The organism is Nocardia anaemiae NBRC 100462, assembly GCF_001612725.1.
Lineage (GTDB): Bacteria > Actinomycetota > Actinomycetes > Mycobacteriales > Mycobacteriaceae > Nocardia > Nocardia anaemiae.
In genome coordinates this window covers 38,937-50,140 of record NZ_BDAZ01000077.1, presented here as the reverse complement: position 1 = coordinate 50,140, position 11,204 = coordinate 38,937, and the positions used below count along the sequence as shown (strand labels likewise).

Annotated in this window: 7 protein-coding genes; 5 read left to right on the top strand and 2 right to left on the bottom strand. The window is 65.6% G+C overall.

Features of this window, described 5'->3' with window-relative positions:
- Positions 1 to 3,468 (top strand): multifunctional oxoglutarate decarboxylase/oxoglutarate dehydrogenase thiamine pyrophosphate-binding subunit/dihydrolipoyllysine-residue succinyltransferase subunit (locus tag NA5_RS34840; RefSeq protein ID WP_062993292.1); only part of this gene is annotated, 3,468 nt, incomplete at its 5' end.
- Between the two features lie 64 nt (positions 3,469 to 3,532).
- Here NA5_RS34840 and NA5_RS34835 read toward each other — a convergent pair.
- Complete coding sequence (locus NA5_RS34835) at positions 3,533 to 5,158, bottom strand: alkaline phosphatase D family protein (RefSeq protein WP_062993282.1); 1,626 nt, start codon at positions 5,156 to 5,158, stop codon at positions 3,533 to 3,535.
- 74 nt (positions 5,159 to 5,232) lie between these two features.
- Entirely contained in the window at positions 5,233 to 5,868 is a 636-nt protein-coding gene (locus tag NA5_RS34830) for a TetR/AcrR family transcriptional regulator (RefSeq protein WP_062993281.1), read from the bottom strand.
- Between the two features lie 69 nt (positions 5,869 to 5,937).
- Here NA5_RS34830 and NA5_RS34825 point away from each other — a divergent pair, with 69 nt between their 5' ends.
- The 4 genes from NA5_RS34825 to NA5_RS34810 all read left to right on the top strand — a co-directional run bounded on the left by NA5_RS34825 (position 5,938) and on the right by NA5_RS34810 (position 11,167).
- The gene (locus NA5_RS34825; RefSeq protein ID WP_062993280.1) at positions 5,938 to 7,467 is read left to right on the top strand and encodes a flavin-containing monooxygenase; all 1,530 of its coding nucleotides are present in this window, start codon (positions 5,938 to 5,940) and stop codon (positions 7,465 to 7,467) included.
- Positions 7,468 to 7,490: 23 nt separating this feature from the next.
- Positions 7,491 to 8,348 carry an SDR family NAD(P)-dependent oxidoreductase gene (locus NA5_RS34820; protein WP_062993291.1) on the top strand — a complete coding sequence of 286 codons (858 nt, stop codon included), beginning with the start codon at positions 7,491 to 7,493 and terminating at the stop codon, positions 8,346 to 8,348.
- 18 nt (positions 8,349 to 8,366) lie between these two features.
- Complete coding sequence (locus tag NA5_RS34815; protein WP_062993279.1) at positions 8,367 to 9,293, top strand: alpha/beta hydrolase; 927 nt, start codon at positions 8,367 to 8,369, stop codon at positions 9,291 to 9,293.
- An 80-nt stretch (positions 9,294 to 9,373) separates the two neighbouring features.
- The gene (locus NA5_RS34810; RefSeq protein ID WP_062993278.1) at positions 9,374 to 11,167 is read left to right on the top strand and encodes an AMP-dependent synthetase/ligase; all 1,794 of its coding nucleotides are present in this window, start codon (positions 9,374 to 9,376) and stop codon (positions 11,165 to 11,167) included.
- The last annotated feature ends 37 nt before the right edge of the window (positions 11,168 to 11,204 follow it).

Sequence of the window (11,204 nt, the reverse complement as noted above, 5' to 3'; positions counted from 1 at the left end):
AAGCCCACCGCCCGCGCGCCGCAGACGACGCCCGCGCCGACCTCGAACGCCGCGCCCACCTCGGGCGCGCCGAAGCCCGCGGAAACCGCGACCGACGAAGCGAAGGTGCTGCGCGGCCCGGCCGCCGCCGTGGTCAAGAACATGTCGGCGTCGCTGGCGATCCCGACCGCGACCAGCGTGCGCGCCATTCCGGCAAAGCTGATGATCGATAACCGCCTGGTCATCAACAACCATCTGGCCCGCACCCGCGGCGGCAAGATCTCCTTCACCCACCTGCTCGGCTACGCGATCGTGCAGGCGGTCAAGTCCTTCCCGAATCTGAACCGGCACTTCGCCGAGATCGACGGCAAGCCCAACGCGATCACCCCGGCGCACACCAACCTCGGCCTCGCCATCGACCTGGCGGGCAAAGACGGCAACCGCTCGCTGGTCGTCGCGGCCATCAAGGGCTGCGAGGCCATGAGCTTCGGGCAGTTCCACACCGCCTACGAGGACATCGTGCGCCGCGCCCGCGACGGCAAACTCGGCATCGACGATTTCACCGGCGTCACCATCTCGCTGACCAACCCGGGCACCATCGGCACCGTGCACTCGGTGCCACGGCTGATGCCGGGCCAGGGCGCGATCATCGGCGCGGGCGCGATGGAGTACCCGGCCGAATTCCAGGGCATGAGCGACGAGCGCATCAACGAGCTCGGCGTCGGCAAGCTGATGACCCTGACCTCGACCTACGACCACCGCATCATCCAGGGAGCCGAATCCGGCGACTTCCTTCGGACCATCCACAACCTGCTGATCAGCGACGAGTTCTACGACGAGATCTTCCATGGCCTCGGCGTGCCCTACGAGCCGGTGCGCTGGCGCAAGGACGTCAAGGAACGCGGCGTCGACAAGAGCACCCGCGTGCTCGAGATGATCGCCGCCTACCGCAACCGCGGCCACCTGATGGCCGACACCGATCCGCTGCGGCTGGTCAAGGACAAGTTCCGCAGCCACCCGGACCTCGATGTCACCCAGCACGGCCTCACCCTCTGGGACCTGGACCGCACCTTCGATGTCGCGGGCTTCCACGGCCAGGAGCGGATGAAGCTGCGCGATGTGCTCTCGGTACTGCGCGATGCCTATTGCCGCCACGTCGGTGTGGAGTACACCCACATCCTGGAAACCGAGCAGCTGCAGTGGATTCAGGAGCGCGTCGAGCAGAAGCACGTCAAGCCGACTGTCGCACAGCAGAAGTACATCCTGAACCGGTTGAACGCCGCGGAGGCCTTCGAGACCTTCCTGCAGACCAAATACGTCGGGCAGAAGCGCTTCTCGCTCGAGGGCGCCGAGGCCGTCATCCCGATGATGGACGCCGTGATCGACCAGTCCGCCGAGCATTCGCTCGACGAGGTCGTCATCGGTATGCCGCACCGCGGTCGCCTCAATGTGCTCGCCAATATCGTCGGCAAGCCGTACTCGAAGATCTTCACCGAGTTCGAGGGCAATATGAACCCGGCGGCCACGCACGGCTCCGGCGACGTGAAGTACCACCTCGGTGCGCGCGGCACCTACCTGCAGATGTTCGGCGACAACGAGATCGAGGTCTCGCTCACCGCCAACCCCTCGCACCTGGAGGCGGTCGACCCGGTGCTCGAGGGTCTGGTGCGCGCCAAGCAGGACCTGCTGAACAAGGGCGACGGGCCCGAGGGCTTCTCGGTCATGCCGCTGATGCTGCACGGTGACGCCGCATTCGCGGGTCAGGGTGTGGTCGCGGAGACGTTGAACCTGTCGGGGCTGCGCGGTTACCGGGTCGGCGGCACCATCCACATCGTGGTGAACAACCAGATCGGCTTCACCACCGCACCGGAGAACAGCCGCTCCACCGAATACTCCACCGACATCGCGAAGTTCATCGGCGCGCCGATCTTCCACGTGAACGGTGACGACCCGGAGGCCTGCGACTGGGTGGCGCGCCTGGCGGTGGACTTCCGGCAGAAGTTCCGCAAGGACGTCGTGATCGACATGATCTGCTACCGGCGTCGCGGTCACAACGAGGGCGACGACCCGTCGATGACCCAGCCGTACATGTACGACGTCATCGACACCAAGCGCTCGGTGCGCAAGGCATACACCGAGAGCCTGATCGGTCGTGGCGATATCTCCATGAAAGAGGCCGAGGACGCGCTGCGTGACTACCAGGGTCAGCTGGAGCGGGTCTTCAACGAGGTCAGGGAACTGGAGAAGTACACCCCGGAGCCGAGTGAATCGGTCGAGGACGACCAGCAGGTGCCTGCGACGGTCGTGACGGCCGTGGACAAGGCCGTGCTGCAGCGCATCGGTGACGCCTTCCTCGGCGTGCCGGACGGCTTCAATGTGCACCCGCGCGTCAAGCCGGTGCTGGAGAAGCGGCGCGAAATGGCCTACGAGGGCAAGGTCGACTGGGCCTTCGCCGAACTGCTCGCCTTCGGCACGCTGATCGATGAGGGTCGCGCGGTGCGCCTGACCGGTCAGGACTCGCGTCGCGGCACCTTCACCCAGCGCCACTCGGTGATCATCGACCGCAAGACGGCCGAGGAATACACCCCGCTGCACAACATCGGCAGCAGCAACCCGGGTTGGTTCGCGGTGCACGACTCGGCGCTGAGCGAATACGCCGCTGTCGGTTTCGAATACGGCTACTCGCTGGGCAACCCGGACGCACTTGTGTTGTGGGAGGCGCAGTTCGGTGACTTCGTCAACGGCGCGCAGTCCATCATCGACGAATTCATCTCCTCCGGTGAGGCCAAGTGGGGTCAGCTCTCGGAGGTCGTGCTGCTGCTGCCGCACGGTCACGAGGGTCAGGGCCCGGACCACACCTCCGGTCGCATCGAGCGCTTCCTGCAGCTGTGCGCCGAGGGTTCGATGACGGTCGCCGTGCCGTCCACCCCGGCGAACTATTTCCACCTGCTGCGCCGCCACGCGCTCGACGGCATCCGCCGCCCGCTGATCGTCTTCACCCCGAAGTCGATGCTGCGCAATAAGGCCGTGGTCTCGGACCTGAAGGACTTCACCGAATCGAAGTTCCGCTCGGTCTTCGACGAGCCCACCTACGAACAGGGCATCGGCGACCGCAACAAGGTCAAGCGCGTCCTGCTGACCAGCGGCAAGCTCTACTACGAGCTGGTCGCCGAAAAGGCCAAGCAGAAGCGCGAGGATGTCGCCATCGTCCGCATCGAGCAGCTCTACCCGCTGCCCAAGTTCCGCCTCAACGAGGCACTGGCCGGTTACCCGAATGCGACCGATATCGCCTGGGTCCAGGAAGAACCGGCCAACCAGGGCGCCTGGCCCTTCTTCGGCCTGAACCTGCCCGAGCTGCTCCCGGAGCGCTTCACCAAGCTCCGCCGCATCTCCCGCCGCGCCATGTCGGCCCCCTCCTCGGGTTCGTCGAAGGTGCACGCGGTGGAACAAGCCGAAATCGTCGCCGAGGCCTTCGAGCCGACCGCGTAGTTCCTCGCTGACCCGACGCCGGGCCGAAGCCACGCTGTGGATTCGGCCCGGCGTCGTCATTTTCTCACCTCGGAGCCGGTGGCCCCCCTGCGCTGCCGGGGTCGGCGTGGTCGACTGCGGTGACGCCTGGAATTCGGTCCTGCACAACGAAACTCGCGCGGGTGTGGATCGCGGCGCCGGGGCGGCGGACGTAGGGGACGACGCGGAAGTCGGTGCGCCACAGGGAATGGTCGAGTTGGACCCGGACGTATCCGCGTTGCGAGTTGAAGAATTTCATGTCCGGGTTGGCGACCAGCAGGTTGCGGCCGGTGAGGTTGACATCGGTGCCGTCGCCACCGGTTGTGATCGATGTGCCGGTGAATTCTGCTGCTACGACAGGAGATTCGGAAGTGGCGTAGTCGGGGCGCAGGTCGGCGGCGTAGTTGTGGTGGCGGTCGCCGGTGATGACGACGAGGTTGTGGATATCGCGGTCGGCGGCGGTGCCGAGGATGGTGTTGCGGTCGGCCACATAGGCGTCCCAGGCGTCGGTGCCGAAATTGGTGCCTGGGCCGGGGTCGTAGTCGGACTTGGCCATGGCCACCTGGTTGCCGAGGATCTGCCAGCGGGCGGTGGAGCGGGTCAGGCCGTCGAGCAGCCAATCTCGTTGCGGCGCACCCAGTATCGAGCGGTCGGGTGAGAGTCGGCCGGGGCAGTCGTCGCCGATATTGCCGTTGCCGCAGGCTCCGCCGGTGCGGTATTGCCGGGTGTCGAGCATGGTGATGTCGGCGAGGTCGCCGAAGGTGTAGCGGCGATGGATGCGCATGGTCGAGCCGGACGGCAGGGCCGCGATGCGCAGTGGCTGATGCTCGTACATCGCTTGGAAGGCGGCGGCTTTGCGGCGGCGGAACAGTGCGGGGATGCGGTAGATGTCGAGGCCGAGGCCGGGGTGGTCGGCGAACCAGTTGTTGTCGATCTCGTGGTCGTCCATGGTGACCAGCCAGGGGAATGCCGCGTGCGCGGCGCGCAGCGGTTGTTCGGCCTTGGCCTGGGCGTAGCGCAGTCGGTAGCCGGGCAGGTCGACCGCTTCGGCGGCCAGATAGGGCTCCACCGACATCCCCGCACGGCCGCGGTTCCAGCCGCGTTCGTAGATGTAATCCCCCAGGTGCACAACGAGATCGAGGTCTTCGGCACTCATATGCTCATAGGCGGTGTAGTAGCCGGACGGCCACGATTGACAGGACGCGAACGCGAATCGCATTCGCGCGGTTGGCTGTCCGGATGGTGGCGCCGTTCGGGTGCGACCCACCGGCGAAATCGCCGAACCCGCGCGGAAGCGATAGAAGTACCAGCGATTCGGCTCGAGACCCCCGACCTCCGGATGCACGGTATGTGCGAGTTCGCGGGTGGCGAGCGCGCTCCCCCGCGCCGCCACATCCCGGAACTGGTCGTCGTGGGCAACCTCGTAATCGACGGTCACCGGATGCTGCGCCATCCCCCCGAGCCCATCCGGTGCCAACGGATCCGGCGCCAGCCGCGTCCACAACACCACTCCATCCGGCAGCGGATCCCCCGAAGCCACCCCCAACGTGAACGGATTCCCCAACCATCGCGGCGCCCGAAACCGCGCACTACTCGCCGCCGACGCCCCCACCAACACCGCAACCGATCCAGCCGTACCCACCCTCAACAGCTGCCGACGAGACAGACCCATACATCAGGATATCCACCGCTCGATCGCTCTCACCGATGTTCCGTTGTCCGTTTGCCGATGGCCTTGTCGTTCGATCATCCGCGTAGCGCGGCGGCCAGTGCCGGGTTCAGGGAAAGAGCCAGGGCGAGTAGGGATTCGACCAAGAGGTCGACCAGTTGGTCGCGGGTGATGGTTTCGTGGCGGAGCCAGGTGAGGGTGGTTTCCTCGACGAAGGCGATCCAGCCGCGCATGGCGAGGGTCAGGCGGGGTCGGTCGGTGTCCGGGATATCGACGGGGACTTCGGTCAGGATGAGGTCGATGATGGCGTTGCGGGTCTGGTCGACGAGTGGGAGCACCTCGGCGCTCACGCTGGCCGGGCCGCGCAGCAGCGAGACGTAGGAATTGCGGTTCTCACCGACGTAGGCGATGTAGCGCTCGATCGAATCGCGCAGCATCTCGAATACCCCAAGGGTGCGGTCCGGGGCGACGCGCTCGAGTAGCTCGGCATTGGCGTGGCGCACTATCGCCAGTTGGAAGTCCTGTTTGGTGGGGAAGTAGTGGAAGAGCAGTCCGCGGGAGATCCCGGCTGCCCCGGCGATTTCGGTGATCGAGATGTCTTCGATGGCGCGGTCGCCGAGCATCTTCGCGCCCAGGGTAATCAGTTGTAGACGGCGTTCTTCCGGGCTGAGCCGGGTGCGCTTGACCGTTTCTCCGGTGCCTCGACTACTCACGGGGCCATCTTACTGAACACTGCTCAATTACTGTTGACTCATGCTCAATAGGATCGTAGTCTGGATTATATGAGTCGCAAGGTTACAGACAAAGCTGTCGGCAACCGCCACGTCAAGACCATCATCATCGGCAGCGGTTTCGCTGGTCTGGGCCTGGCGATCCGGCTGAGCAAGCAGGGCCGCAACGATTACCTCGTGCTGGAACGCGGCAGCGATGTCGGCGGCACCTGGCGCGACAACACCTACCCTGGCGCGGCCTGCGATGTGCCGTCGCACCTGTACTCGTACTCCTTCGCGCTGAACCCGAACTGGTCGCGCTCGTTCTCCAAGCAGGGCGAGATCCAGCAGTACATCCAGGGCGTCGCGCGCGAATACAACGTGCTCGACAAGCACCTGTTCAACTGCGACGTAACCGCGGCCCGCTGGAACAACGCCACCAACCTGTGGCATATCGATTCGACCCGGGGCAGCTTCACCGCCGAAACCGTGGTGTCCGCCGTCGGCGCGCTGTGCGAGCCCGCGCTCCCGGATATCAAGGGCATCAACGAATTCGAGGGCGAGATCTTCCACTCCGCCCGCTGGAACCACGACGCCGATCTGACCGGCAAGCGCGTCGCCATCATCGGCACCGGCGCCTCGGCCATCCAGATCGTGCCGTCCATCGCCCCGCGGGTCGCGCACCTGGACGTCTACCAGCGCACCGCGCCGTGGCTGCTTCCGCGCATCGACCGCCCGTACACCCTGCCGGAGCGTCTCGCCTTCCGACACATTCCGGGCTTCCAGCGACTATCCCGGGCCGCCATTTACGCCGCGCGCGAAACCCAGGTCGTCGGCCTGGCCAAGGTCCCGGCGCTGATGCAGGCCTTCGAACTGATCGCCAAGGCCAAGTTGCGGCTGGAGGTCCGCGATCCGGAGCTGCGCGAGAAGGTCACCCCGAACTTCCGGATCGGCTGCAAGCGCATGCTGATCTCCAACGACTACTACCCCGCGCTGGGCCGCCCGAATGTGGACGTGGTCACCGATGGCATCGCCGAGGTGCGCGCGAATTCCATCGTCACCAAGGACGGCACCGAGCGCGAGATCGACGCACTCATCGTCGCGACCGGCTTCCACGTCACGGATTCACCGACCTACAACGCCATCACGGGCAAGGACGGCCGCACGCTGGCGGAGGTATTCGACGAGATCGGCCAGCAGGGCTACAAGGGTTCGGCGGTGGCCAACTTCCCCAATATGTTCTTCCTGCTCGGCCCGAATGTCGGCCTCGGCCACACCTCGATGGTGTACATGATCGAATCGCAGATCAACTACATCGCCGACGCCCTGGCCACCGTCGACCGCCTCGGCCTGTGCACCGTCGAGGTGAAGCGCGCGGTGCAGGACGCCTACAACAAGGATTTGCAGGGCAAACTGGTGAAGAGCGTGTGGAATACCGGCGGCTGCGCCAGCTGGTACCTGGACAAGCACGGTAACAACACCACGCTCTGGCCGGATTTCACCTTCGAATTCCGCAGGATGACAAAGAACTTCGACGTCTCCGCCTATGAGACGACCAGCGTCGAAAGCTCTCGGAACGAATTGAAAGTGGTGGCACAGTGAATCCAGCATCGCGAAGCGATTCCGTGGGGGGCGGCGGTCGGGCGACGGGCGGGCGCAAGGACGCTTACTTCGAAGGCAAAGTCTGTGTGATCACGGGGGCGGGTTCCGGCATCGGCCGCGCCCTCGCGGAGAATCTGGCCAGGCGCGGCGCCAAGCTCGCGCTCTCCGATATCGATACCGACGGCCTCGCCGAGACCGTGCGCCGCTGCGAGGCGTACGGCGCCGAGATCAAATCCGACCGGCTCAATGTGACCGAGCGCGAAGCGGTGCTGCTGTACGCCGACGCCGTCAAGGCGCACTTCGGCACGGTGCACCAGATCTACAACAACGCGGGCATCGCCTACCACGGCGAGGTGATCCGCTCGGAGTTCAAGGACATCGAGCGCATCATGGACGTCGACTTCTGGGGCGTCGTCAATGGCACCAAGGCCTTCCTGCCGCTGCTGATCGAATCCGGCGACGGCCATGTCGTCAATGTCTCCAGCCTGTTCGGCCTGATCGCCGTCCCGGGCCAGAGTGCTTATAACGCAGCCAAATTCGCGGTGCGCGGATTCACCGAATCGCTGCGTCAGGAGATGCTGGTTGGCAAGCATCCGGTGCAGGTGACCTGTGTGCATCCCGGTGGTATCAAGACCGCGGTCGCCCGCAATGCCACCTACGCCGAGGGCATCGACGGCCAGAGCGCCGCATCGCTGTTCGACAAGAAGCTGGCCATTCACACACCGGAGATGGCCGCGCAGACCATAACCGAGGGGGTCCGCAAGGGACACGGCCGCGTGCTGATCGGGTGGGAGGCCAAGGTGCTCGACCTGTTCGTCCGGGTCACGGCATCCGGCTACCAGCGCATCGCCGCCGCGGTGAACCGCCCCTTCCTACCCTGAACCGCGCGAGGAAAACCCATGCGTGACATCAACCTTCCGCTACCGATCGCGCGGGCGCTGCTCGGTCCGATCTTCCGTGTCTCACTGAATGCCCGGCTGCCCTGGCGGATGCAGCGGCTGCTGCTCGATATCGGTTCGCGCGCACAATTTCTGCCATCGGGCACGACCGTGCACCGGCTGCGGCTCGGCGGCCGACCCGCGGAACGAATCACCGCGGGCTCGGCCAGGCCGAACCTGAACGCGGGCGCGGTGCTCTACCTGCACGGCGGCGGCTATGCGGTCGGTTCACTAGCTACGCACCGCTCGCTCGCCGCTCGGCTGGCGCACGAAACCGGTTGCGCCGTCTATGTTCTCGACTACCGACTCGCGCCGGAGCACCCGTTCCCGGCCGGACTCGACGATGCCGAATCGGCCTTCCTGGAGCTGGTCGGCAATATCGGCTATCGCCCCGAACAGATTGCGCTGTCGGGTGATTCGGCGGGCGGCGGGCTGTCGCTGGCCACCGCACAGCGGCTCATCGCCGAACACGGCCACACCCCCGCGGCGCTCGGGCTGATCGCGCCGTGGGTCGATCCGAATCGGGCCCCGGACAAATTCCGCGATCTGGTGATCAACCGAGCGTGGTCGCGCGCGTGTGCCGCGGCCTATCTCGGCGATGGGGACGACAAGGACACCGGCTACGCACCGCTGCACGGTGAACTGCGTGGTCTGCCGCCGACGTATGTTCAGGTCGACGTCAGCGAACTACTGCATCCGCAATGTGTCGAATTCGTGACGGCACTGCGGGCGGCGGGCGTACATGCCAGCTTTACTGAGAGCAAGGGGCTATGGCATGTCGCGCAGCTACAGGCCGCGCTCGTGGGTCCCGCGGCCGCCGCACTCACCGAACTGGCGGATTTCCTGCGAAAAGCCGTCCAGCCGGTCTCGATCCGCGACTTAGGATAGATCTGTGAACAGGCCGAGCTGACGTCCCGGTCACAGGTGTCGTAGATTACTGGCGAGTAAACCCACGTGGAAGGGCACTGATGCGAGAGTTCGAAGTCCCGGCTTCATACACCATCCCGGAAGACGCGAACAATTCCGACAACGTTTTCCGGCACGCCGAGCAATCGCCCGGCGCGGTGCTGTTCAACGTCACCGGAGAGGGTGGCGGCTGGCGGGAAGTCAAGGCCGCGGAATTCGCCAAGACGGTCACCGATGTGGCCAAGGGCCTCATCGCCTCCGGTCTGGAGCTCGGCGATCGGGTCGCCATCATGGCCCCGACCCGCTACGAGTGGGTGCTGCTCGACTTCGCCATCTGGGCCGCCGGTGGTTGCACCGTTGCCATCTACGACAGCTCGGCCGCCGAACAGGCCAAGTGGATCCTGCAGGACTCCGCCACCAAGCTGCTGGTGGTCGACAGCGATAAGCACCGCAAGGTCATCGACGAGATCGAGGCGGGCGCGCTGCCGGATCTGCGGGAGACCCTGCAGATCGACAAGGGCGCCGTCGACCAGCTGATCGCGCGCGGCGCCGACCTCGACGACGCGACCGTGCACGCGCGTCGCGCCGAGGTCAATGCCAAGTCCCCGGCCACCCTGATCTACACCTCGGGCACCACCGGCCGTCCCAAGGGCGTCATGCTCTCGCATTCGAATCTGTACGCGGAGTCGAAGTCCGACCGGATCGCGCTGAACAAGTACGTCGCCGAGGGCAAGAAGACGCTGATGTTCCTGCCGCTGGCGCACGTCTTCGCGCGTGCGGTCACGCTGGCCGCCTTCGACGCCAAGGTGACCGTCGCATTCACCGCCGACTGGTCCACCCTGGTCGAACAGTTCGGCAGCTACCGCCCGCACTTCATCCTCGCGGTACCGCGCGTGTTCGAGAAGGTGTTCAACAGCGCCAAGCAGAAGGCGCACGACGGCGGCAAGGGCAAGATCTTCGACGCGGCCGCCGAGACCGCCATCGCCTACAGCCAGGCACTGGACAACGGTGGGCCCGGCCTGGTGCTCAAGCTCAAGCACACGGTGTTCGACAAGCTCGTCTACAGCAAGCTGCGGGTCGCACTCGGCGGTCAGTGCGAGGCCGCGGTTTCCGGCGGCGGACCGCTCGGCGCTCGCCTCGGCCACTTCTTCCGCGGCGTCGGCGTCACCGTCTACGAGGGTTACGGTCTCACCGAGACCACCGCGGCCATCACCGTGAACACCCCCGGCAATATTCGCGTCGGCAGCGTCGGCAAGCCGATCGAGGGCCATGCGGTCAAGATCGCCGAAGACGGCGAACTGCTGCTGCGCGGATCGGTCGTCTTCAACGGCTACTGGGGCAATGCCGAGGCCACCGAGGACGCGTTCACCGACGGCTGGTTCAAGACCGGCGACCTGGGCGCCATCGATGGCGACGGATACGTCACCATTACCGGCCGCAAGAAGGAAATCATCGTCACCGCGGGCGGTAAGAACGTCTCCCCCGGTCTGATGGAGGATTCGCTACGGGCGCATCCGCTGATCAGCCAGGTCATGGTGGTCGGTGACGGACAGCCCTTCGTCGGTGCGCTGATCACCCTCGATCCGGAGGCGCTGCCGGGCTGGAAGGAACGCAACAACCTGCCCGTCGAGACCCCGATCGAGCAGGTGATCGAGAATCCCGCGCTGGTCGCGGAGATCAACGCGGCGGTCGCGGAGACCAATAAGAAGGTCTCGCATGCCGAGGCGATCAAGAAGATCCGCATCCTGCCCGTCGACTGGACCCAGGAGACCGGTGAGCTGACGCCGAAGATGTCGCTGAAGCGGGCCGTGGTGATGAAGCAGTACGCGTCCGAGGTGGAGAAGATCTACAGCTGACGCTGGTTTTGTGAGGCGCCGTCCGCGAGTCGCGGGC